This is a genomic window from Kaistella rhinocerotis (assembly GCF_030243905.1).
Lineage (GTDB): Bacteria > Bacteroidota > Bacteroidia > Flavobacteriales > Weeksellaceae > Kaistella > Kaistella rhinocerotis.
On the sequence record NZ_JASSYY010000003.1, the window covers coordinates 1 to 24,217 of the forward strand.

Sequence of the window (24,217 nt, forward strand, 5' to 3'; positions counted from 1 at the left end):
CGCCGCGACCGGTAAAAGGATTTCCGCCTGCGCCCTCACGCAGTGTCAGCGTCCAGAATTTCAGCCAGTCTTTTGGTGAGGTTTCTGCGTGAGAAGCATTCGATATTCTGTGTTTCGGGTTGCGCATCCGCCGATTTCCATAAGTGATATTGCTGAAGAATGAATGTTTTCAACCCATCAATGTCGTCGTAAATAAAATGGCGGCCGGCACCGGTTTCATCCAGGATTTTTTTCACATCGCTGTCTTTCGGTCCGAATGACAGGATTTGGTTTCCGCTCGCAAGGTATTCGAATATCTTTCCCGGAATGATGCCTTTTGAGCTTTCATCGGGAAAATTAGTAATCAGCAGCAATTCCGAATTCTGCATCTCACGGTTGGCCTCCGAATGCGAAAGATAGCCCAGATTGCGCAGCGAATTTCCAAGCGGCGAGTCCGTGATCTTTTCAAGGATCTTATCATCGATTCTGCCGACGGATTTCAGTTCAAAATCACTTCGGAAGTCGCTGTTTTCCAATAAAATATCATTCAAAACCTTCCAAAGAACTTCCGGATTCCTAAGTTGTTCGAGAACGCCTACATAACTTAATGTAAACTTATTGCTTTTTACTTTTTCAGCAGTTTCAAAGTGGTCAAAACCATTTGTTATGCAAAAGGCATTCGCGCCCTTTTTGCGGAAATTTTCAGCGTCGGCGTAGCTTGTGGCTAGCGTAATGTCGGCATGCTGGAAAACCTGCTGTTCGAGATTTCGGTGCTTTGAATCAGCAGCTTTTGTGAGTTTTAAATGTTTGTAGTACGAAATTTCCGTCCATGGATCCCGAAAATCTGCAATCCATTTTAGATCCGGAAATTCTCTTTTGAGTTTCAGCCCAATGAGATGCACAGAGTGTGGCGGACCCGTTGTCACCACGGCATCAAAATGATTTTCCGCCAGATATTTTTTTAAAATTTTAACCGAAGGCCTGACCCAAAAAACGCGCGCATCCGGAATGAAAAAGTTGCCGCGCACCCAAACCGAAAGTTTGGATTTCCAGCTTTGGTTCGCGCCGACATCAAACTGTCCGGCTTTGAATTTTTTGTTTTCCTTCCCGAAAAATTCCGCAATCTGATAAGGTTCCCAAATCCTGTTTTTGATGATTTCGAGGTCTTCAGCCACATCTTTTTTCAGCGTTTCATCAACAATCGGATAGCTTGGATTTTCCGGAATGAAAACAGCAGGCTTCCAGCCAAAATCGGGCAGATATTTCACAAATTTTAACCAGCGCTGCACGCCCGGTCCACCTGCAGGCGGCCAGTAGTAGGTGATAATTAAAATTTTCTTCGCTGACATTTATTTAATCCGAAAGAACTTTATTTTAAATACAAAAGTTTACGCCACAACATCGCTTTTGCGCAAACGGAACAGGTACCAAATACCACCCGCGCTGAGCAAAACAAAAAGTATGAATGCGCTGAGTGATATCACTTTTCCGGTTTGGATTACTTCAGGTTCAAAGACCATCCTTAATACGTGTTTTCCGGCCGGTACATGTACTGCGCGCAGCAGATAATTGGCTTTTATGTACGGAACTTCTGTTCCGTCAAGGAACATTTTCCAACCTTTAGGATAATAAATCTCCGAAATTATAGCGAGCTGAGGCGTTGCTGAACTGGTTTTGAATTCAAGTTCATTAGGCTGATATGAAGTTAACTGCAACGATGCCGCATCATCCGGTGCTAACTTTTTGCCGTCGAAATATTTTTTGTCGGAAGCTGCGACTACAGCAACCCTTTTGGTATCCAAAATACCGATCTGCGCAAGTTCGTCATTAGGCGAATCCACAAACTGAACCTCGGAAACAAACCATGCATTGCCGTTCGCCATCGGGTTTGGCACTACTTGCGGCTCCTCTTTCGAGCCGAAAACCATGTACTTGGCGTTGAGCATATTCAGGATGCGCGGCACCTTAGCGGTATCCATTTTACCAAAATATTCGTTGATGAGATCGTCATAGCGACGAAGTTTCACCGCGTGGTAACCGCCCACCGACGGTTTAAAATAAGAGGTATTGGTCTCGCTGAACGGCCCCAAAACCTGATTGAAAATGCGGTAGTGCGTTTTGTCTTTCTCCGCGATCGTTTCGAGGGTTTTGTTGATCGTAGCATTAGCCAAAAGTCCCTGTAGATTTTGGTTTTCACCAACCTTTTGGATCAGCAGGTCAGAACTTTCGGTCTGGAATGGATTTTCGGTGAACGTACTGTCAATGAAGTTTTCGTTGTTCAGGTAACGTTTGTTCACACTCCAAAGATCGAAAAGACTTACCGCGCCGATGATGATCAGCACCACATTCTGCGTCAGCGTTTTCTTTAGACCCAAATAAAGTGCGCCTGCGGTGATTGCGACATAAAGAATGGCTTTAACGGCATCAATCCGGAACATTTTATACCGCTCATCGATAAGATAATCGAGCAGATATGGAGGAAGATATGTTTTTTCGGTGGCGGTATGAAACCCGAGGACCGACTTTCCGAAAACAATTAATAATAAAATAAAACCTAAGACCCCGCCACTCACATACAGCAGAATTTTCTTTTTGTATTCGTCTGTCAGTATATTTTCAGGATTGATTTCAGTACTTTCATTCGAATTGAAGAAACGGTAAAGCCCAAGGATCGCGATAAACGGGAAAAGCAGTTCCACCACGACCAATATCGAGCTCGGCGCGCGGAACTTATTATAAAGCGGCACGAAATCAATAAATAAATCCGAAACAATTATAAAATTACTTCCCCAAGCCAGGAAAATGGTAAGGATCGAAGCACCTAAAATCCAGTATCTGTATTTTTTCCAGGCAAAAAAGAATCCGAGGATGGCCAAAAATACCACCACCGCTCCCTGGTAAGCCGGCCCGGAAGTGCCGGGCTGCTCGCCCCAGTAAGTTAGTGAGTTGAAGCCCTTCGAAATCTGGTCCATTTCCTCCTGCGACGAAACATTCTGCTGCACCATCGCCTGAACTTGCGCCATCATCTCATCAGCACCGTCTTCGTCGCTGGCACCGCCCATCAAACGTGGAATGAAAAGATTTAATGTTTCAAGCTTTCCATAACTCCACATCAGCATACTCTCCTTATCCATACCGGATTTTCCGGAAGTATGCGTTTCATTATCTAAAATCTGCTTGCCCCGAACGGTTTCTGTAACATATTCTGAATTGGCCAAAAGTCGCTGAGCATTCATCGCCACACCGAACACAAAAGCAAGCGCTAAGACTCCGGACGAAATCCCGAAATGCCGCCACGTAGTTTTATGCTGAAAGGACCGAACCAGTTCACTGATAAACAAAAATGCGAGCGCAATGAAGAGATAGTACGTCATCTGCGGGTGATTCGCAGCAATTTGAAGTCCCATGAACAGCGCAGTCACGATGAAACCAAGAATATACTTTCTCCGGATGTAAACTAGCAGGATGCCCGCCAGCAGCGGCGCGAAATAGGCAACAGTGTGTATCTTTCCATTGTGACCCGCCGCCAGCGCGATATAAAAGTACGTGGAAAGCCCAAAAAACGTGGCACCAAGTGCAGCGTATTTCCAGTTTCTTACCGCAACCAAACCTAAAAGGAAAAATCCCGCAAACAGCAGAAAGATATAATTAGCAGGTTTTGGCAGAAAATTTAACGCATCGTCAATTTTTTTAATGACGTCACCGCGAAACTGCGCGCCCATCTGGTAAGTCGGCATCCCGCCAAACATAGAGTCGCTCCAGTAGGTTTCAGAACCATTTTGGGCGCGGTAATCTAAAAGTTCTTTCGCGCCACCTTTATACTGCACAATATCATGCTGGTAAAGTTGTTTGCCGAGCAAGACAGGATTTGCATAAAGCAAAGCAAGCACTGCGAACGCGACAATACTCACGAGAATGACCACTAATTTCTTATTCTTTGCCATGTTTTAATTAATAAAAACCCTTTAAAATTAAATAATTAAAAAGGGTTAAGCTATTATTTGTTCTTATCGTTTATTTCTTCGTACTCCACGGTCTCTGCGTCCCAGTTGAGTTTTGAATCCAGTTTTTTCTTAGATTTTGATGTCGTCTGATTTTTATTTCCCGGTGACGCTGGGAATTTATAAAACGAGGCAAAGAAAAGCCTTTTCAAAATATTCCACAGGAAAAAAATTATAATTACCGTGAGAATTATTTCTAATAAATACTTCATTTTCAATCGGTTATTTAGAAGGTTTTGTGAGAAAACAGTGTTATCTGGCCGGATTCACCTGTACAAGTGAATTGGATGTACTTTTCATCGTCTGAGATTGCTTCCCGTCTGAAAGCGTCTCGCTTTGCGAAGTCTTTACCGTAATCGACTGGTTTTTGATCCAACCTGAATTTTGGTCCAGGATAATCTTACCGTTCTGGGAAAGTTCTGAACTCATGCTGCGCGTGATTCCTTCCTGCGTTTTCTTGTCGCTTTTTTTCGGAATTCCACCCACAACCGAAATCTCAGCAACTCCGTCACCCACTTTCTGTAAGGTATATGTAGTATTGAGTTTTATCTTTCCATCGGGCGTTGCATTTTCGCTCACCGACCATTTGTCACCTATTTTAGCACCTTTTGCCGGCAATAAAAGCAAGTTTTTAGTGAACTGGTCTTTTAGGATTTTTTCATTGAATGACTCTTTGAAACCTTGCGTGAATGCTGTTTTTTGTTTGGCATCTTTAAGTAAAGTACCCACGGCAGCTGTAACCTTTGTATAAATTGGGTCAAAGCCGGTAATTGAAACCACCTCCCCGTTTTCCTTCATTTTCAGATTGAGTTTATTACCAACGAGCGCCTTGTTCACTTTGTACATCATTTTCAGCTGCTCATCTTTAGGTTCGGCCTGGCGCGTGTCTACCGAAATGCTTTTTCCGTTCGCGGCCTGCGTATTTTTTTTCGCTAAAAGGTCTATCGTGATGTCGTAAACACCGTTCTCGAACTTATTTACCTTAAAGGACATCTCATCGCGGCTTTCGCTGGTTCCGCTCTGGGTTTTCCCGTCCGGCGCCGTCATGGTCTGCTGGTCTTTCTGGTAAGTAGTGAGCGGATAAGATTTGCCAACTTCTAACTTAAAACGCTGCGTATACACGCCGTCTATTTCTTTTATGGCTGGATCTGCCACTGCATTTGCGGCCGTTTGTGCAGAATCTTCTGCAGGAACTTCCACCGTGATAGTTTCACCCGTTTCGGGGTCAACTTTGGTAACTGTTTTGGTTTCTTTTGAACAGGAAGATAACGTGAACGCAATCAGGGCGATTGCTGTAAGGTTTTTCATTAAATTGGTTTTCGAAAAAATTAAATAAAATGGACCCCAGATTGGCTGAATCTGGCCATGAGGCGCAAATTTAAGTTTTTATTTGTGACCTTTTTAAATATTATAAGTTTTTAACGGCTTTGTCATTGAAGGTTTATCCCACCAAAACGAACGAAGCTGCCGACGACCATCATCGCAGCACCGAGCAGTGTGACAGACCAGATATGAAATGCCATTACCGAAAGGCTCTGCGGGCGAAGTTTGGGCAAAACGAAAATATTGGCGCTCAGCGCGAACAACACGGTGATGAAAAGTAATGAAAGTTTCAGTGACACCACCGTTTCAACCGGATCAGCGAAATGAAACCATCGGCCGGCATTCACGCCAAGTTGATAAGCCATCCAGATTCCTGTGATGACCATCACGAGCAGCGCGGGAAGCCCGATTCGCTCGTATTTCTTCTCAAATTTTAAAAGAATTTCAGGATCTTTTTTGCGTAGAACTTCCGGCAGGATGATGAATGATAATATCAAATGGCCACCGACCCAGATGGCTGAGCCTAACAGATGAAGTATCAGTAAAAGATGATGGGACATAGCAGGTATTTTGAGTTCCTGATCTTCGTAAGAATAGTTCTTCAACAGATCAGTAAAACAAATATAAAACTTAAATAAGTAAATTTGCACCTTTCGAAAAAGTATAGGAAACCCCTTTAAAAATAGTAAAGAAGATGAAAAATCCACTGTTAGAAACATTTCAGACCAAATATAATTCGGCTCCGTTTGATTTTATTAAAGAAGAGCACTTTCAGCCTGCGTTTGAAGAACTGGTCCGGCAGGCAGAAGCTGAAATTGACGCGATAGTTGAAAATCCGGAGGCACCGACTTTTGAAAACGTGATCGAAGCGTTGGCCTATTCAGGTTCTCAACTCGACATTGTTTCCGGCATATTCTTCAATTTAAATTCAGCGGAAACCAATGATGAGATTCAAAAGATAGCGCAGGAAGTATCGCCTCTACTGACCGAATTCTCTTCAAAAATTTCACAGAATGAAGAACTCTTTCGCAAAGTAAAGGCGGTATACGACAATACTCCGAGCGAAAATCTAAACGGTGAACAACAAATGTTGCTAAATGAAACGTACAAAGGATTCGTGCGAAGCGGAGCATTGCTTGGCGAGGACGAAAAAAACACGCTTAAAGACATCAACATCGAGTTGTCTAAAAAATCACTTCAGTTCGGTCAAAATGTCCTGGCGGAAACCAACGCCTATTTCCGTCATATCACAAACCGCGAAGAATTGGCCGGCGTGCCAGAGGCTATTCTTGCCCAATATGAGGCTGAAGCCAAAGAGCGGAACCTTGATGGATATGTCGTTACACTGCAGTTTCCGAGTTTTGTGCCGCTGATGAAATATGCCGAAAACCGTGAACTTCGCCGTGAAATTTCGATTGCAAACGGCCAGAAATCATTTAAAAACAACGAGTTCGATAATCAGAAACTCATCCGTGAAATCGTGCAGCTGAAAGATGAAAAGGCAAAGATCTTAGGCTATACGAATTATGCACAGTTTGTGTTGGAAGAAAGGATGGCTAAAGCGCCGGAAAAAGTGGAAACATTCCTGCAGGAACTTTTGGCTAAAGCGCAGCCATACGCTGAAAAAGAAATTGAAACACTTAAAGAACTTGCAACAAAAGACGGAATTGACGAATTGCAGAGCTACGACCATGCTTTTTACGCAGAAAAACTCCGCAAACAGAAATTCGATATTGATGATGAGGAACTGAAGCCTTACTTCCAGCTTGATAAAGTGCAGGACGCAGTTTTTGGTTTGGCCAAGCGGCTTTTCGGGCTAAAATTTGTGGAAACAACGGACATTCAAAAGTATCATCCGGAGGTGAAAACGTACGAGATTTTCGAGGATGATGCGTTCAAGGCCTTACTCTACACCGACTATTTCCCGCGTGCCGGAAAACGCGCAGGCGCCTGGATGACGAGCTACAGAAGCCAGTTTAAGAAACACGGAGCTGATCACCGCCCACACATTTCGGTGGTTTGCAATTTTTCTAAACCAATGGGCGATATGCCAAGTCTGCTCACCTTTCAGGAAGTCACCACACTTTTCCATGAATTCGGGCACGCACTCCACGGAATTCTGGCAGATACCACCTACCCAAACCTGTCGGGAACGTCTGTGAAATGGGATTTTGTCGAATTGCCTTCCCAGTTTATGGAAAATTATTGCTACGAACCTGATTTTTTGAAATCTTTCGCGGTACATTATCAGACAGGTGAAGTTTTATCCGATGAAAAAATTGAAAAGATTTCCAGTTCCAAAAACTTTATGGAAGGCTACCAGACCATGCGCCAGCTTGGTTTTGGTTTGCTCGATTTGGCGTATCACACAAAAGCGGCCAATGTAGATGATATCAAAACATTTGAAACCCAGGAAACCGAAGCCACAAATCTCTATCCTGCCAATCCGGAAACAGCTTTGAGCCCGAGTTTCTCACACATTTTCCAGGGCGGCTATTCTGCAGGTTATTATTCGTACAAATGGGCGGAAGTATTGGATGCGGACGCGTTTCAATATTTCAAGGAAAACGGAATCTTCAATCCGGATATCGCGCAAAAATTTAAGAAACTGTTGTCGTCCGGCGGCACGGTTGATCCGATGGAATTGTATAAGTCTTTCCGCGGCAGCGAGCCAAAAATTGAAAGTTTGCTCAAACGCGCCTTTGGTGACCAACAGATTTAAAAAAAAATCAGATGAGATAAACGTCCCATCTGATTGTTTTTGAATTTGTACTAAATATTTTACTGCTTAATCATCTTCACGACTTTCTTGTTCGAACCGTCGTTCACTTTCAGCATGTAGTTGCCTTTGGCCAGTTCAGCAACATTGTAAGATTCATCATAAGGCATTGTTTTTACAAGTTTTCCGGACATGTCATAGACAGAAACCGTAGTTCCCACGCGTTGACTTTCAGGCGGCAGATTAAGCTTGAAAACATCTTTTACAGGATTTGGATAAACCACTACTCTGTTGTCAAACTGCACGTTTTCATTGGTTCCTAAAACAGTATAATTCACAATGAACGGCAAATCCATCGTATAATCGGGTGCGGTTGTCGGGTTGCCATCATCTACAAGTGCATTCCAGACTGCATTTGTGCCGTCATACTGCATTGCATTGAAAGTTGACAGACCACGTGAACCCACGATTGTAACCGGCGGCGTAAAACCTCCGTTTGTTGTCACCGCGCTTTGGATCTGGTATTTCATCCAATATGTACCGGCAGTCAGGGTAACCGGCGCGTTTGCGGTAAGTTTCCAGATTTTTCGTGTAGTGGTAGTTGCAGCTGGGGTTGGAACCATCGTATTGAAAATACGGTACATCAACCCGTCCGCTGATCCGCTCATTCGGTTTGTGGTATCATCACCAAAGACGACGGAACTACCTGACACGGAAGGATTCCCGTTCAGAATACTCAGCCTTAAAACGTTAAATGGTGATGTGCTGCCAGTAAATCCCGTCTGATATGCAAACACCTCTATAGTTGAGATCTGCCACGACTGTCCGGCAGGAATAATGAAATCATCAGCGAGGAAGAAATTTGCAGTACCGAAGAGTGCTGCTGTGTAACCTGCCGTGGTATTGGATTCTGTCGTGTTTCCGGTGTTGTTCTGCACCTCAGACCAAGTGTAACCCGCGGGTGATGCAGTTCCGTTTTTGGCAGTTGGACCGGTACTCAATCCTCCGTTATTGTATTGGGAGAACGCAAAAAGTGGCACCAGGGCCACCAAAGAAAGTAATTTTGTTTTCATGATAAAATGTTTTATTTGTATTGTAAAGTTAAAATATTTACGAATACAGCAACGCTTAATTGAAATATTTCTTAACAAAGATCCACTTAGCGGAATATTTACTGTAAGCTTTGCGATTTCGGCAGTATTTTGAGCTTCTTTTTTTCTAAAATTTTAAATATTTAAAATTTTCAAATGATTGAATATAATCTATATTCAAAAAAAATCATTTTCAAAACTGAAGATGATAGTATATTAATCGCGCAGGTGCAGATATATTAACCTTAGCTACTTTAAAGCTGCAGCACTTCGGGCTTTTGCAAGAACTGGCACCGAAATAAGTCCCATCACAAGCATAATGGCCAATTGCATGGTATGAGAAATGAAAGCGTACGAAAGACCTACTTCACCACCCTCTTCCGGGTTTTTACCTAACGAAAGATACAGCGCCATGATGCCAAACTTCAACGCAAGATGAAAGGCTCCGATCCCTCCAGAAGCCGGAATCATCATACCCAACGTACCCACTACAATAATGAAAAAGCCGTCAGCGGGTGTGAAAGCGGACGTTTCGGGCAACGCAAAACAGACCAGATAAGCCGCAAGGTAATAGCAGATCCAGATCGCCAGCGAGTAAATAATGAAGGTAAACTTCTTTTTAAGTTTGAAAATAGACATCAAGCCGTGAAAAATCCCTTTGCCGAAGTCTAAAACTTTCTGAAACAACACAATTTGTGTGAGCCTCTTTCGGAATAAATAAGTGAAGACAGCAAACAAGAGCGCGGCCGCTAAAAAGTAATAAAGTAAACCGTCGGATTCACTTTTTCCTTTCTGCTGCGTGACATAGCGGTAAAAGGCTAAGATCGCATCATATTTAAATATAAGTGTAAAGAGCAGAAATACACCCATGCACATCAGGTCTACCACACGCTCGAGGATAATGGTCCCGAAAGACTTGTTCACCGGCACTTTCTCAACACTGTAGAGCGCTGTGGAACGCGCAACTTCGCCGCTTCGCGGAATTGTGAGATTCATCAGATAGCCGAATGAAATCGTCCAGAAAGAATTGGAGTTGCTTATAGAATACCCGAGCGGCTCTAAAAGTAAATTCCAACGTACGGCCCTGAACCAATAGGCCAGAATTCCAAATACAGAGGCAACTAAAACCCAAAAATAGTCGGCTTCAGCAAAATAGCCCGCAATTTTTTCGAACTCCATCCCACGCAGTGCAAACCACATGAAAACGGCTGCCACAACAATTGAAATTGCGATCGTAAGAAAGGTTTTTAAAGGATTAGGGCTTTTCGGTTCGCTCAAAACAAGGGTTTTTTGCAGATATTAGTTGAGCAGGTTGGTCACTTCATCCGGGAAGATGATCTTAGGCTGGAAATGCTGTGCTTCTTCCGGCGTCATCTGTGCGTAAGACATGATGATGATGATGTCTCCTTTTTGTACAAGACGCGCTGCAGGGCCGTTCAGACAGATTTCGCCAGATTTTCTCTTGCCTTTGATCGCGTAGGTATCAAAGCGTTGGCCGTTGTTCACATTTACAATGAAAACCCGTTCGCCAACGATGATACCTGAAGCCTCAAGCAAATCTTCGTCGATGGTGATACTGCCTATATAATTCAGGTCAGACTCAGTGACGCGCACGCGGTGAATTTTGGACTTAAAAACTTCAATTAACATGGCGCAAATTTAAAGATTTAAATCAAACCTAACTTTAAAAAAGTGCATTTTCGGCATTTGGAATCCATACTTTCCGGCAGGCTAAATTTAAATTATTCGCAAAATAGTTTTTGGTATTAAAAAATTATCTAAATTGCGATGACAAAAGGATTAAACGGAAAAGCAGTTCACGCGAACCACGATGAACCGAAAAATATCATTTTAGTAAGTTTGTGGCAAAACGGTGATTTATATCAAGTCTTTTTTAAATATGATTAAAAAATTTGCGCAATTTTAAAATTGTTTTATATTTGCCTTAATACAAATTTAACTTAACAATAATTATTATGAACAAGTCTGAACTTATCGACGCTATGGCAAACGATGCCGGCATTACTAAAGTTGCTGCTAAAGCGGCACTGGAATCATTCATCTCAAACGTAACTGAAACTTTGTCTAAAAAAGACGGTAAGGTTTCTCTAGTAGGTTTTGGGACTTTTTCTGTAGCTGAAAGAGCTGCTAGACAGGGCATCAACCCGGCGACTAAAAAACCAATCAAGATTGCTGCTAAAACTGTTGCTAAGTTCAAAGCAGGTGCTGAATTATCTAACTCAGTGATGGGTGGTAAGAAAAAATAATCTGCTCCGGATAAAAAAATCAAGCCTCATCTGCGGATGAGGCTTTTTTATTGGTTATTTCATGGTGCGAGTCTGCTGATCTTCCATTCGAAATTGTCCTGCAGCGAATACAAAATCCTGTCGTGCAGACGGTTTGGGCGTCCTTGCCAGAACTCGATCTCGTAGGGTTTTGCGATAAATCCGCCCCAAAATTCCGGACGCGGAACGTTTTTTCCCTCGAATTCACTTTCAAGTTCCTTCAGTTTTTCCTCAAGATATGCACGGTTCGGGATTACTTCGCTCTGTGGCGAAACCAGCGCCCCAAGCTGGCTGCCGCGCGGCCGCGACTCAAAATAGCCGTCGCTCAGGTTGGGCGCAATCTTTTCAATTTCAGCTTTGATGATGATTTGGCGCTCAAGATTGGGCCAGAAAAAATGCAGGCAGGCTTTTGGCGAACGCTGTAGCGCTCTACCCTTCCGGCTGTTGTAATTGGTATAAAATATAAATCCTTCCCAGGTGTAAGATTTGAGCAAAACCATCCTCGTGCGCGGACAACCATCATCTTCCACGGTAGATACTGCCATAGCGTTGGCTTCATTGATAAAAGGATTTTCCTGCGCTTCCAGGTACCAGCTCCGGAACTGCTCCATAGGATTTTCTTTTATCTGGCGTTCCAGCAACTCAGCTTTTTCGTAAACTTTTCTTTTATCATGAAGATTTTCCATTGGTTTTTTTTTACTTTTGAAAAGCAGTTCACTCTTTTTTTCAACTAAAGCGAACCACGCTATGAACTACTCTTACAAAGGTAAAATATTAATTTCCACTCCCGATATTGCCGGCGACATCTTTTCAAGGTCAGTAGTGCTGATAATTGATCATAATGAAGAAGGCGCATTTGGCCTGATCCTAAATAAAAAAAACCACGGCATGAGCGCCCGGCTGCTCAAGATATTCGGTTTTAATGTAGATGTGTATGAGGGCGGACCGGTGGAAAATGACAAGATATTCTTCATCACCAAAGGTCAGGAAGTTTCGCCAGATTTCACCGTAATCAATGATGGTTTCTATCTCACAGAAGATATTGAGAGTGTGGTTTCTGCAATCATAGAACAGCGCCTTTCCGTATCTGACATCAAAGTGTTTTCCGGCTATTCCGGTTGGGCTGGCGGCCAGCTCGAGGCTGAAATTCAGCGAAAATCTTGGACGGTCGTAGATGTATTTAACTTGGATTATACACTGGCCAACGACCACAGCCTCTGGAAAAAAATCATGCAGAACCTTGGCGGCGAATATCTTCTTTGGGCAAACGCGCCTGAAGATGTATCAATGAATTAATTAGACAAAGAATTTAAACCCGCTTGCCACAGAGAAACAAATCCGGCGAACCTATCTTTTGCAAAAGTCTTGTTCCGGATTTTTTCAACGGCAAAGATTCCCTTTTCATCGGAGATCATCAGCACTTCCTCTGCTTTTTGAGATTCGAATGCCGCCATTTCCACTTCACGTATCACAGCAAGATTCTGCTTATGCAGAAAAGTAACAAAATTCTCGAGCAATGGCGAGATATACGCGCCTTCACTGTGTTTCGGAATCTTAATTTCGTTTCCTTCCAGAAACAGTAGATTTCCATAGATACTGCGTGCAATGCGTTTCGATGGATTGAGTAGAATGAGATCATCAAGTCCGTTTTCTTTGGCATAAATCTCAGCATAAATGTTTTCCGGGCAATGCACGCGAATGTTGTTTAGAAGATGTGTGTTCACATGAATTTCCCTTATCACATCCAGTTCCAGTGAGCCGCGCACAGCGGTGACGTCCTGCGCTTCGGTTACGGTTCCATAATAAGACACAGTAGCTTTCTCAAGTGCTTCACCGTCCTCATTTCGATACATCATCAGCGTCACTACAGCGTCTGAAATACCTTTTGCAAGCACATTTTCAGCCAGTAGACTTTGGAAATAATCAAGCGTATACTCCAGCGGTATGCGCATCCGCATTTTGCGCATGCTGGCCATCAGATAAAAATAGCATTCTTCTGCCATGACAACTTCTGAGTTGCGCACGTAAAAGGAGACTTTCACGGCATCACCGTACAGAAAAGCGCGGTTAGCAATCGCCGGTGTGCCGGAATAAAAAGCAAAATCCATCGGTAGGTGGTATTAAAAAAATAATGAACGAAAATTCCGTTCATCATATTTGTTATCGTTAAAATCTTTAAGATGCGCCGAGCTTTATTTTCAGATTCTCAATAAGGTTCTCCCAGTAGAGCTGGTTTTCGTCTTCATCACCCGGATCGCAGAAATCGGTTACGTTCAGTGAAAGATCTTCAGTAATATCATCGATCATGATTGTCATTTCGAAGAAATTCTTGGTTCCCTCGTCTTCTTCCCAACGGAAACGAACGAAACTCTCGGGTTTATAGCGAATCAGCGTAGCTTTTTCGGCAGGACCACCGTTCCAGCTGAAGTAAAAATCGTCACCTTTTTCCAGCACCTCATCGGCAAACCACTCAGAAAGTCCCTCTGCACTTGCCATATACTCATATAAAATCTCCGACTGACAGTGCATTGGAAATTCATATTGCACCTTAGTTTTCGCCATATCGCTGCCTGTTTTTATTGTGGCGCAATATATAAATTTATTCTTGATTACAAGCAACAAAACAGGGTAAAAAACGCCATATTGAGGAGCACGAAAAGCATGATATTTCACAGCATTTGTACCCGCTCTCCGCACTCGCTTCCCATTGCCCTTTCAGGCAACGGGAGAGCTCAGACAAATGCTTCGATCGAGGCTATAAACTCAGGCATTTTCCCTTTCGAAAGGTCATTCTGAGGTTTCATCAAGCGCCTGCAGAATTATCGCACAACCCTCGCGGATTTCATTTAAAGATAAGGTCAAAGGTGGGGAAATGCGCAGGTATTCGTTGCGATAGAGCTGCCAGAAAACTACAAGTCCCAGCTCCATGCAGCGCGCGGCAACCTTGAGTGTAAATTCGGGTGAGCCGAGATTCACGGCCAACATCATGCCTCGTCCGTTTATATTTTTTATTTTCGGGTGAACGAGTAATTCACGGAAAAGCTTTTCCTTTTCATCCACTTCGTTCATAAGACCGCTCTCGAGAACTTCCTTCAAAGTCGCATAGCTTGAAGCCGCTATCAAAGGATTTCCGCCAAACGTAGTGATATGACCCAATTTAGGCGAATGAGAAAGCGACTCCATTACCGCACCCGAACTCATAAAAGCGCCCACCGGCACGCCACCGCCCATGCCTTTGCCCATCACCAGTATATCCGGCACGATGCCATAATGCTCAAAAGCGAAAAGTTTTCCGGTACGTCCGAAGCCGGGCTGAATTTCATCCAGAATCAACAGTGCGCCCACTTCTTCGCAACGCGCTTTCAGTTTTTTAAGATAATCTGCTTCGGGCAATAAAAATCCCGCCGCACCCTGAATGGTTTCGAGGATGACGCCCGCCGTCTTATCCGTAATCTTTTCAAGATCCGGGACGGAATTAAACTCAATAAAACTTACCATTGGCAGCAAGGGCCTGAACTCACGTTTGTGATATTCATTACCGGAAACCGAAAGCGCACCATGCGTATTGCCGTGATAGGCGTTCTTAAAGGACACAATTTCTTCTCTTCCCGTGTACCTTTTTGCAAGTTTCAAACTGCCGTCAATGGCTTCTGCGCCAGAATTTACAAGGTAAGTTACTTCCAAAGGCTCGGGTGTTGCTTCCGCCAGCAGCCTGCAAAGTTTCACGGGCATTTCCTGCGCATACTCGCCGTACACCATCACGTGGAGGTATTTTTCGGCCTGTGTTTTTATGGCTTCCACAATTTTGGGATGTGAATGCCCTAAAGTGTTTGCAGAGACGCCGGCTACAAAATCAAGGTATTTGCGGCCGTCTTTGCCGTAGATATAGCTGCCTTCAGCTTTTTCAACCTCAAAGCCGGCGGCGAACTGGGTGGTTTGGGCTTGGTATTTAAAGAAGTCCTGCTGCATTGTATTTTTTGTGCAAATGTAAAGAAGATAGTCTTGCCACGGAAAAATTTTGATGCCCGATCATATTATATTGTTTCCTTTCGGACACTGCTCTAGTTCCCTGTTTATAAAGTACAAAGAAGATCCTTTACAAACAATTGAAGTATGTCTGAAAAGACCTGTACGTCTGTATCAAAAGACCAGGCCGTCTTGTACAAAACATACGGACGTTTCTAATAAAACATACGGACGTTTTCATTAAAACATACGGACGTTCTCAACAGAACATACGGACCTTCCTCACAAAACCCAATGGCACCGCATGCTAAGCTATTGACACCCAGCAAAATAGGGTGAAACCACCTTTTCCTATTGATACTTTGATGTTAACTTTACGCTTATTAATCATAAAAAACACAAACGATGGCTATTACATTTACAGTAGTACAAAGAAAGAATCCGCAGAAGCCAACCGCCGCCCCCAAGTACTACGCTAACATTGTGGGAGAAGGCAAAACTACATTGGCTGACCTGGCAAAGCATGCCGCAGCAACGTCCACGGTGTCTAAAGCAGACATACTGGCTGTGCTGGAAAGCACGTTCACCCAGATCGCTGAAGACGTAGCGGATGGCAAAATAGTATATGTAGGTGAATATTTCACCCTGCAGGCTGGTGGCTCCAGTGCGCCCGCAGACTCCCCTCAGGAAGTGACAGCTGCTTCGATCAGAAGTGTGCGCACCATCTTCCGCCCGGGAAAAATGATAAGAGACGCCCTGAAAGTGGCTGAATTTCACAAGAAAGGCTAGCCCGTTCTGCCGTAGAATTTCATTATAAAGCACCGGCACGCGGTGCTTCTTTGCTGTATAAATGGCAGGATGCGCTTACTTCCTTACCCGTTTCGGCTTCTTGGCTTCTTCCTTAGCCTTGGCCTCGTCGATGGCTTTCTGTGCTTCATTGTACAGTGTGTCCGCGGATTCATATACGGTTTCCTCGTAGCCCGGCGAATCGAGGAAGATGTCTTCCCAGCGTTTCAGGCGGTCTTTCGTGTTCCAGTTAAAGTCCGGGAAAAAACGCTTCTCCCGCGAGATTTTGCTCATGGGATAGATGTCGCTGTTCGCACCTACGTTGCAGCTGATGATCTGCACCGTATTATCTTCGAATTCTGCCTCGATGGTTCCGCAGGTCGACAGGGCAACACCGATTCTTTCTACCTCTTTGGTCTTCTCATTCTGATCATCTGCGTAAGTGATCGCCTGTGCGTTACCGATTACTTTAGCAAGATTTACCTTGTTATCCTTATAATAAACCGTCATCAGCTTGCCTTTTACCTGATTGAACTCGTCTTTTAAATTAAGCGAATCTGCCTTGCTGATGGCGAAAGCGTTGCCGACAACTTTCAGCGAATCTATAAATTCATTCTCAGTATCAAAGTAGGCTTCTATCTTATCTCCGGTCACCTGCTTCTCGCCACTCCAGGCTATTGGCGCACCGAAAAGATGCATGATGCCATCGGTTTCATTGAAACTTAAAGAATCTGCACGAACCTGTATGTTAGATTTATACATGCGCGCCTTGCGAAACGCGCGGAGGAAACTTTTCTTTTTCAAAGGATCTTTGTCATCAACCTTCTGATAAGCCAAAAGCCGTTGCGCGGAGAAATACATGGAATCCTTCTCGAGAATTTTCACCGCATAAGGTCTTTCGGTCATCATCGCGGAGTCTTTCTTCTCATAAATCTCGCCGTAGCCGCCTTTCATGTAGCGGTTTTCGGCCGGATCGCGGAGTGTGACGTTGCCTTTAGCCGTACCAAAACCGGTAATCTGGTTGAAGTACATGTCGTCTCCTGTGAGGATCTTTCCGTTATAGTTAATACGTGAATTCTTCTTTAAATAGACTTCCTTGGAATTCATATTGTACGAACCGCGCTCGGTGTAGATAAGGTTCGACGGGTTCTTCTTGTTTGTAATGGTGGTTGGACCGAAGAAATCTGCGGTATTCGTGTTCTGGTTTTGCTTGATGTTGCTGCCTTCTACGGTATAATCAGGGTTGTTGATCTTCACGTTTCCGGTAAAATCGATCATTCGCGTGGCCAAATCGTAGGTTGCGGAACGCGTGTACATCACGTTTGTGGCATCGGAGATGGTGCCGCCGGTATTGAAATAGGCGACATTCGCGAGACGGTCGTAATACAATGTTTCGGTCTTGATGGTCTGGCGTGGGTCTGTTAACACTACATTTTTCTTAGCGATGCCTTTTTGGGTATTACCGTCGTACTCCATTTCGCCAGCCGTAATCACCGATCCGTCTGCATTCTGCAATTTGACACTGCCAATGGCCTTCACGAAGTTTTCTTTCTCGTAGAATATCACTTCATCTGCAAACAGCACGGAACCCTGCTGCTCGAACTGAACATTGCCCTTGAAAAAGGGATTTCCATTGTATCTGTCCGGTGTTTTCTGGAAGAAATCTGAGTGGATGAGACGTACTTTTTCGCCCTGTGGCGATTGCTTATTCGAATTGAAAAAGGGATCTTTAACCAAAGGATCTGCAGGACGCATCGTAATCTGCCCAAAAAAATTGGCGGAAACGAAGAGAAATAAAACAAGAAGTCTGCTCATCCGTTGTTCTTGGTGCCGTAAAAGTATAGTGAATGAGAGTCTATATTTACCCCGAAAGCCTTTTCAATGGATTCTTTGATGCCCTGGATGCGCGGGTCGCAAAACTCAATGATTTCCTCAATCTCCTTGTCTGAACCTTCCTTGTAAATCACAAGATGATCATGCTGCTTATCGAAATAAGATTTCTCATACGATGAAGATGTGAGGGTCTTCTCGCCAAATTGGTGCTTGCGGATGAGTCCGGCATCGAGAAAGATCTCAATGGTGTTGTAAATAGTGGCTTTGGATACGTGATACTTCTTCTGCATCATCAAAAGGTAAAGGTCATCTACATTGAAATGGTGGTCCATCATGTAAATTTCCTCGAGTATCGTATAGCGTTCCGGCGTATTGCGGAATCCTTTCTGTAGTAAATATTGTCTCAGAACCTCTTTTATCGTGACTAAATTCAGTTCTTTCTGTGTCGCTTCCATCAAATAAATTAAAGTACAAATTTATCGATTTTATTATTAATGGGTTCGCCCTTGCGATAGACTGAAACGATTAAAACAAACGTCAGAACGCTTAAGAGTTATAATGTTTGAAGGCAACCTGCTGAATCCTGTCGGTTACTACCTGCTGATCAAGCAGCGGCGTTGACTCTACCACTACGTTGTGAGGCGAAACTCCCCAGGCTTTGAAATCATCACTTCCGATGTATTTCACAAAATTGTAGATGTTCAGCGTGATTTTTTCTTTCACCGTCAGCAAAGTATCATTGATGTAAGTATTGTCAATGATTACATACCGCAGATCGGGCGGTATATTGTGCGCGCGCAGCGATGGATGACTGCTTCGCGATGGAATGCTTCCTTCCGCCATCATATCGGCAAGAACCTGGTCGAAATAATCATTTATCCGGCGGTCAACCTTGAAACCCAGGAGAAAATTGATCTTGTAAATGGTGCCCGGCATGATCTCATCCACCGTATATTTAAAAGTAAACGGATCCTCCTGGTTCACGATGTTCAGGATGAAATAATGGTCGGCGCGCTTCGGCTGTTTTCGTAAAATAGAATAAATGATCTTGGCTTCGATCTCGTCCTCTTTCTTTGCACGGCTGAGGAAAGCGAGATTTGTAGAATATTTCGGGATGGTTTCGTCGAGTTTTAAATCTTTAATGACAGAAACATATTTATCGAGTTTGACAAATTTGATGAATTTAGCTTTGATCAGCCTTCCGTTGTACCATGCGTACATACAAACCGCGATGAAACCGCCAAGTACCATCGTCAGCCAGCCGCCATCGAAAAACTTGATAACATTCGCGTAAAAGAAACCGAGTTCTATGCAGAGATATACGGCGAGAAAACCTAATGCAAAAACTTTCACCACCTGCGTTCGGCGCAACCAGAAGAAAAGCAGCGTGGTTGTCATCAGCATGGTGATCGTAATGGTGAGTCCATACGCCGCCTCCATCGCTTCAGATTCTTTAAAATAAATCACGACGATGAAACACAGCACCATCAAGCCCCAGTTGATCTTCGGAATATACATCTGACCTTTAACGCCCGAAGGATAATCAATCTGCTGATTTGGCCAGAACGAAATAGACATGGCTTCAGAAAACATGGTAAATGATCCTGTGATCACGGACTGGCTCGCAATAATCGCTGCCGCAGTTGCTAAGATTACTCCGGGCAAAATAGCCCACGCGGGCATGATGCCGAAAATAGGGTTGATTCCTTCTGCAACCTGCCCGTAATTATCAAGAAGCCATGCACCTTGACCTAAATAATTGAGAATCAGCATCAGTTTAACAAAAATCCAACTTACCCGAATGTTTTGCTTGCCACAATGTCCCAAATCAGAATAAAGCGCTTCCGCGCCGGTCGTACAAAGAAAAACCGCACCCATAATGACGATCGCACTTGGCGAATGAGTGATCAGGTTGTAAGCGTAATAAGGATTGAATGATTTTAATATCTCAACATGATCAAAAATATGCACTGATCCCGAAATGCCCAGCACAAGGAACCATAAGACCATCACCGGCCCGAAAAACTTGCCGATCGATGCAGTACCGAACTGTTGCACAATGAAAACAATTGCTAAAATAATAATCGTAATACCCACGACAGGCGTGTGCGGACTATAAATCTTAAGTCCTTCTACCGCGGACATTACCGTAAGTGATGGCGTTATGACACTATCTGCCACGAGCGTAGCGGCCCCGATAATTGCTACGACATAGAGCCATTTCTTTTTAAGCCGCTTAACCAGGGAATACAACGAAAGAATACCACCCTCACCCTTGTTGTCGGCACGCAGGGCGATAATAACATATTTGAATGTCGTCTGAAGTGTTAATGTCCAGATTATACAGGAAAGTGCACCTTCGATATATTCATCGAATGGCAGAGTGGCTCCCACGTCACGTGCATTCACGATTGCTTTCATCACATAAAGTGGCGAAGTACCGATGTCTCCAAAAACAATTCCGAGGGAAACTAAAACGCCAAGCGCCGTAAGCTTCTTCGTGTCAAAATGATTGCCATCAACTCCTTTGGACATTTCTCAACAAGATTTTAATGCGCAAATGTAGAATAAAAAACGTTTTCGCAAATGCGAATAGTTTTGTTATGTTTGGTGGGCACAAAAAAACTCCCTGGCGGGAGTTTCATTCATTATTAAGCTTTGATATACATCGCTTTCTTAATTTCCTCTTTTACTTTTTCAAGTTTCGGGAACCATTCAGCAAACAACGCCGCTGAATACGGTGCAGGCGCATCTGGTGTCGTGATTCTCTTGATTGGTGCATCCAGATAATCAAATGCTTTCTGCTGAACCATATACGCAATTTCTGATGAGAGCGAAGCCATTGGCCAGGCTTCTTCCAGAACTACCAAACGGTTTGTTTTCTTTACAGATTCAATGATTGTATCATAGTCAAGCGGACGTACTGTTCTAAGATCGATCACCTCTACCGAGATCCCTTCCTTAGCCAAATCTTCCGCCGCTTGCATCGCAAGCTTCATGATCTTTCCAAAAGAAACCAGCGTTACATCTTTACCTTCTTTCTTGATATCAGCTTTACCAATTGGGATGTAATATTCTTCGTCCGGAATTTCCATCTTGTCGCCATACATCTGCTCAGATTCCATGAATATAACCGGATCATTATCCTGGATGGCGCTTTTCAGCAAACCTTTCGCGTCGTAAGGGTTTGAAGGAACCACAACTTTAAGGCCCGGCGTGTTAGCGAACCAATTTTCAAAAGCCTGAGAGTGCGTCGCACCCAGCTGTCCTGCAGAAGCCGTCGGACCACGGAAAACAATCGGACAGTTCCACTGTCCACCGCTCATTTGGCGGATCTTGGCAGCGTTATTTATAATTTGGTCAATACCTACAAGGGCAAAATTGAAGGTCATGTATTCTACGATCGGTCGGTTTCCGTTCATTGCGGAGCCTACTGCGATCCCGGTGAAGCCAAGCTCAGCAATCGGTGTGTCTATGATACGCTTCGGCCCAAACTCATCCAGCATGCCTTTCGAAGCTTTATAGGCCCCATTATATTCCGCTACTTCCTCACCCATCAGATAGATGGATTGGTCTTTGCGCATTTCCTCGCTCATTGCCTGTGCAATAACCTCCCGAAAAGTATATTCCTTCATGATTCTTTAAAAAAATTAATGTACAAAAGTAAAGATTTTTTCCCAAACCTGAGGCCGGCGGCAACAGAAAAAGCAACCCTGTGGGTTGCTTGTATATCGTAATTGAGATTTCAGTTATTTCACTTTATGCCAGGTCTGGCTGCGGCCGATAAGCGAGAAACCAACGTATCCACGTACATTCAGTTTATCACCTTCACGCTCTATGTTACACTTGTAAGTTTTACCTGTTTTCGGATCGGTGATTGTTCCACCGGTAAATGTAGCTCCGTCTTTTTCCATTCCCCGGACTACTTCCATACCTAGAATTGGCTTGTTCTTGCGGTCGTCTTTACAGTCTACACAGTTTGCATTTGCAGGTTTGATGAGCAACTGTACAACTTTGCCGTAATACTTTCCGTCAGATTTTTTAAAGATTTCCACGATAGATTTAGGCTGTCCTGTGGCATCATCAATGGTTTTCCATTTCCCTTCGATCTGGGCATAAGAGAAGGTGGCGAAAAACAAGGCAACGAAAGCGAAAATTATTTTTTTCATTTTAAAAGTTTGTTAAATTTTTATTTTGATAAATGTAATTAAAAAAAGTTAAACACCAAATAATTAATCAATCCGCAAGGATATTTTAAAACACGTTCCGAATATGAAATCCGGTGCTAATGAAGTTTGCGGTTGATGACACGGTCCATATAATCCTGGCACCACGCGCGGGCTTTCAGAGTTCCGAGTTTGGTCTCGGTAGAATTAATCTTTCCAAGCAGATTTTTTTCGAGTGCTAGATCTTCTTTTGCATAGATCCCGGTGACGTCTTGGCCATTAAACAGATAGATATAATTCCCGATAATGAACTGCTCAATTCCCGTTGATGTTACTATAAAGTACTCTTCCTTCTGAGCTGAAACGAGACTTCGTCCCCAACTGCGGATTTTTTTATTGTAACCCATCAGATCAGCCAATGTAGGATATATATCCATTTGCTGCGCGGGTTCGGCTATTTCACCGTGAAGGTTGTACTCTGGATTTGGCGAATAGAACAAGATGGGAACAGCTGCCCGGTTCATCGCTTTTTCATACTCGGGATAGGCAACCTGATTGGTATGATCTGCAACCACCACGAAAATGGTATTCTTGAACCACGGTTTTGTTTTCGCAGTTTCGAAAAAACGTTTTAAAGCATAATCGGTGTAACCAATCGGCGCATGAATTTCCAGCGTTCCTTTCGGAAATTCACTTTCATATTTCGCCGGAACTTTGAACGGATGATGTGAAGAAACCGAAAACATCGTGGCCATAAACGGTGATTTCTTCGCAGAAATGGTATTTGCGAAATACTGAAAGAACGGCTCATCCCAAATACCCCAAATCCCATCGAAATCTGCGTCATTATTATATTCGTTCTTTCCGTAATAATTCTTAAAACCTAAAATATTCCCGAATCCTAAAAAGCCCATCGAACCGTTTGGCGCGCCGTGAAAAAAGGAAGTGTCGTAACCCATTTCGTTACTCACCGAGACAATCGACTGGATTTTCTGATTGGCGTACGGAGAACCTGTGAAAGCATCTTTCAGCGCAGGGATGCCCGCAAGCACAGAACTCATACCGTGAATCGACTGCCGGCCGTTCGCGTAAGCATTTGTGGCTATAAGGCTGTGCTGCGCGAGACTGTCTAAAAATGGCGTGTACGAGACGAAATTTTCAATCTTATTATTCTTATTGAACGCGCCGGAATATTCTTTCGAGAAACTTTCAAGGATGAAAATCACCACATTCGGCTTCTCAGCGGGAGCTTCACGTGGGTAGAATTTGTAGGGCCTGATATGTTTTTCAATAAATGCGTCATCCACAAAATGAACTTCCTTAAAATTATTGGTCGTCAAAGTTCTGAAAAACGAAAAAACACTATTAAGTACCACGTTAGCCTGCAGCGGATTTTTAACGTGTCTGTTTGCATCCACAAGATTGATCGGACGCGTAGAATGTTTGAAATCGCCGCGTATTCCACCCACAACCAGTGTTGCGACCAGGCTTAATGTAATGATTGTTGACAAAAAATATATCCATTTGACCTGTGGTTTGCGCGGTAAAATTTTAATTCTTTGATAAAGAAAAATCCAAAGCGCCATCAGCGCCACAAACCAAATGATCACAAACGGATGTTCCAAAACGGAGATTAGAAAAACCTTCACGAGATTGCTTTCGTTCTGCGCAACGGACACTGCGGCCATCGTCAGCCGTGCCTGAGAGAATTTGTAATAGATAAAATCGCCAAAATTGAGTGAATATGCAATCCCGTTGGTGATAAAATAGAGCCAAAGCAAAAATTTCTGGTAACCTTTTGACGTGTTGATCATCAACGGAAGCAAACTGGCGAGAATGAAAAGCGCATTTACGTAAAGAATAGCGGTAGTATCAAAGGCAGTTCCGTGGTATGCAAGGCGCAGATATTCTGAAATGGAATCGATTTTAATCAGATCTTTATTGAAAAACCAGAAAAGCAGGCGCGCAAACTGATAGAACACAAATGCCAGAAATATTCTGTAAAATAAAACGCCGATTTCGCGCAGTCTGATTTCCTTCATTTAGCTTAAATATTGGGCTCCAAATT

The 24,217-nt window shown here is 43.5% G+C and carries 22 protein-coding genes; 4 read left to right on the forward strand and 18 right to left on the reverse strand.

Going from position 1 to position 24,217, the window contains the following annotated elements:
* Nucleotides 1-35 precede the first annotated feature (35 nt).
* The 5 genes from QEP06_RS09700 to QEP06_RS09720 form a co-directional block, all read right to left on the reverse strand.
* Nucleotides 36-1,328 carry a glycosyltransferase family protein gene (locus QEP06_RS09700; RefSeq protein WP_285270089.1) on the reverse strand — a complete coding sequence of 431 codons (1,293 nt, stop codon included), beginning with the start codon at nt 1,326-1,328 and terminating at the stop codon, nt 36-38.
* 39 nt (nt 1,329-1,367) lie between these two features.
* A complete protein-coding gene (locus QEP06_RS09705) occupies nt 1,368-3,923 on the reverse strand; it encodes a YfhO family protein (RefSeq protein ID WP_285270090.1) in 2,556 nt (851 codons plus the stop codon).
* Nucleotides 3,924-3,976: 53 nt separating this feature from the next.
* The gene (locus tag QEP06_RS09710; RefSeq protein WP_285270091.1) at nt 3,977-4,192 is read right to left on the reverse strand and encodes a hypothetical protein; all 216 of its coding nucleotides are present in this window, start codon (nt 4,190-4,192) and stop codon (nt 3,977-3,979) included.
* A 40-nt stretch (nt 4,193-4,232) separates the two neighbouring features.
* Nucleotides 4,233-5,288, reverse strand: a complete 1,056-nt coding sequence (locus QEP06_RS09715; RefSeq protein ID WP_285270092.1) for a DUF6263 family protein — start codon at nt 5,286-5,288, stop codon at nt 4,233-4,235.
* Between the two features lie 122 nt (nt 5,289-5,410).
* Nucleotides 5,411-5,863, reverse strand: a complete 453-nt coding sequence (locus tag QEP06_RS09720; RefSeq protein ID WP_285270093.1) for a copper resistance protein CopD — start codon at nt 5,861-5,863, stop codon at nt 5,411-5,413.
* Nucleotides 5,864-5,997: 134 nt separating this feature from the next.
* On the opposite strand from QEP06_RS09720, the gene QEP06_RS09725 reads away from it, so the two are divergent.
* Nucleotides 5,998-8,025: a M3 family metallopeptidase gene (locus QEP06_RS09725; protein WP_285270094.1), complete on the forward strand. Its 2,028-nt coding sequence runs from the start codon at nt 5,998-6,000 to the stop codon at nt 8,023-8,025.
* Nucleotides 8,026-8,084: 59 nt separating this feature from the next.
* Here the strand turns inward: QEP06_RS09725 and QEP06_RS09730 are convergent, their stop codons facing one another.
* From QEP06_RS09730 to panD, 3 genes are all read right to left on the reverse strand, one after another.
* Entirely contained in the window at nt 8,085-9,095 is a 1,011-nt protein-coding gene (locus QEP06_RS09730; RefSeq protein WP_285270095.1) for a T9SS type A sorting domain-containing protein, read from the reverse strand.
* A gap of 267 nt (nt 9,096-9,362) precedes the next feature.
* Nucleotides 9,363-10,391 carry a lysylphosphatidylglycerol synthase transmembrane domain-containing protein gene (locus QEP06_RS09735; RefSeq protein ID WP_285270096.1) on the reverse strand — a complete coding sequence of 343 codons (1,029 nt, stop codon included), beginning with the start codon at nt 10,389-10,391 and terminating at the stop codon, nt 9,363-9,365.
* A gap of 21 nt (nt 10,392-10,412) precedes the next feature.
* On the reverse strand, nt 10,413-10,763 hold the full coding sequence (panD, locus tag QEP06_RS09740; RefSeq protein ID WP_251833734.1) for an aspartate 1-decarboxylase: 351 nt from the start codon (nt 10,761-10,763) through the stop codon (nt 10,413-10,415).
* A gap of 326 nt (nt 10,764-11,089) precedes the next feature.
* Between panD and QEP06_RS09745 the strand changes: the two genes are divergently transcribed.
* Nucleotides 11,090-11,380: an HU family DNA-binding protein gene (locus tag QEP06_RS09745; protein WP_251833735.1), complete on the forward strand. Its 291-nt coding sequence runs from the start codon at nt 11,090-11,092 to the stop codon at nt 11,378-11,380.
* A gap of 59 nt (nt 11,381-11,439) precedes the next feature.
* Here QEP06_RS09745 and pdxH read toward each other — a convergent pair whose 3' ends face one another.
* Complete coding sequence (gene pdxH / locus QEP06_RS09750; RefSeq protein WP_251833736.1) at nt 11,440-12,084, reverse strand: pyridoxamine 5'-phosphate oxidase; 645 nt, start codon at nt 12,082-12,084, stop codon at nt 11,440-11,442.
* 61 nt (nt 12,085-12,145) lie between these two features.
* On the opposite strand from pdxH, the gene QEP06_RS09755 reads away from it, so the two are divergent.
* A complete protein-coding gene (locus QEP06_RS09755; protein WP_285270097.1) occupies nt 12,146-12,694 on the forward strand; it encodes a YqgE/AlgH family protein in 549 nt (182 codons plus the stop codon).
* Here QEP06_RS09755 and QEP06_RS09760 read toward each other — a convergent pair.
* The 3 genes from QEP06_RS09760 to QEP06_RS09770 form a co-directional block, all read right to left on the reverse strand.
* On the reverse strand, nt 12,691-13,506 hold the full coding sequence (locus QEP06_RS09760; protein WP_285270098.1) for an aminotransferase class IV: 816 nt from the start codon (nt 13,504-13,506) through the stop codon (nt 12,691-12,693). The genes QEP06_RS09755 and QEP06_RS09760 overlap by 4 nt on opposite strands.
* 67 nt (nt 13,507-13,573) lie before the next feature.
* Nucleotides 13,574-13,960, reverse strand: a complete 387-nt coding sequence (locus QEP06_RS09765; protein ID WP_251833739.1) for an START-like domain-containing protein — start codon at nt 13,958-13,960, stop codon at nt 13,574-13,576.
* Nucleotides 13,961-14,185: 225 nt separating this feature from the next.
* Nucleotides 14,186-15,367: an aspartate aminotransferase family protein gene (locus QEP06_RS09770; protein ID WP_285270099.1), complete on the reverse strand. Its 1,182-nt coding sequence runs from the start codon at nt 15,365-15,367 to the stop codon at nt 14,186-14,188.
* 402 nt (nt 15,368-15,769) lie between these two features.
* On the opposite strand from QEP06_RS09770, the gene QEP06_RS09775 reads away from it, so the two are divergent.
* Complete coding sequence (locus QEP06_RS09775) at nt 15,770-16,153, forward strand: HU family DNA-binding protein (protein WP_251833741.1); 384 nt, start codon at nt 15,770-15,772, stop codon at nt 16,151-16,153.
* Nucleotides 16,154-16,228: 75 nt separating this feature from the next.
* Here QEP06_RS09775 and QEP06_RS09780 read toward each other — a convergent pair whose 3' ends face one another.
* The 6 genes from QEP06_RS09780 to QEP06_RS09805 form a co-directional block, all read right to left on the reverse strand.
* Entirely contained in the window at nt 16,229-17,965 is a 1,737-nt protein-coding gene (locus tag QEP06_RS09780; RefSeq protein WP_285270100.1) for an OstA-like protein, read from the reverse strand.
* Complete coding sequence (locus QEP06_RS09785; RefSeq protein ID WP_251833743.1) at nt 17,962-18,438, reverse strand: Fur family transcriptional regulator; 477 nt, start codon at nt 18,436-18,438, stop codon at nt 17,962-17,964. Before QEP06_RS09785 ends, QEP06_RS09780 begins: the two co-directional genes overlap by 4 nt.
* 91 nt (nt 18,439-18,529) lie before the next feature.
* Nucleotides 18,530-20,518 (reverse strand): KUP/HAK/KT family potassium transporter, encoded by a 1,989-nt coding sequence (locus QEP06_RS09790; RefSeq protein ID WP_285270101.1) that lies wholly within the window; start codon nt 20,516-20,518, stop codon nt 18,530-18,532.
* A 116-nt stretch (nt 20,519-20,634) separates the two neighbouring features.
* A complete protein-coding gene (locus QEP06_RS09795) occupies nt 20,635-21,618 on the reverse strand; it encodes a pyruvate dehydrogenase complex E1 component subunit beta (protein ID WP_285270102.1) in 984 nt (327 codons plus the stop codon).
* Between the two features lie 114 nt (nt 21,619-21,732).
* Nucleotides 21,733-22,152: a DUF2147 domain-containing protein gene (locus QEP06_RS09800; RefSeq protein WP_285270103.1), complete on the reverse strand. Its 420-nt coding sequence runs from the start codon at nt 22,150-22,152 to the stop codon at nt 21,733-21,735.
* Between the two features lie 116 nt (nt 22,153-22,268).
* The gene (locus QEP06_RS09805) at nt 22,269-24,191 is read right to left on the reverse strand and encodes an LTA synthase family protein (protein ID WP_285270104.1); all 1,923 of its coding nucleotides are present in this window, start codon (nt 24,189-24,191) and stop codon (nt 22,269-22,271) included.
* Nucleotides 24,192-24,217: the final 26 nt, after the last annotated feature.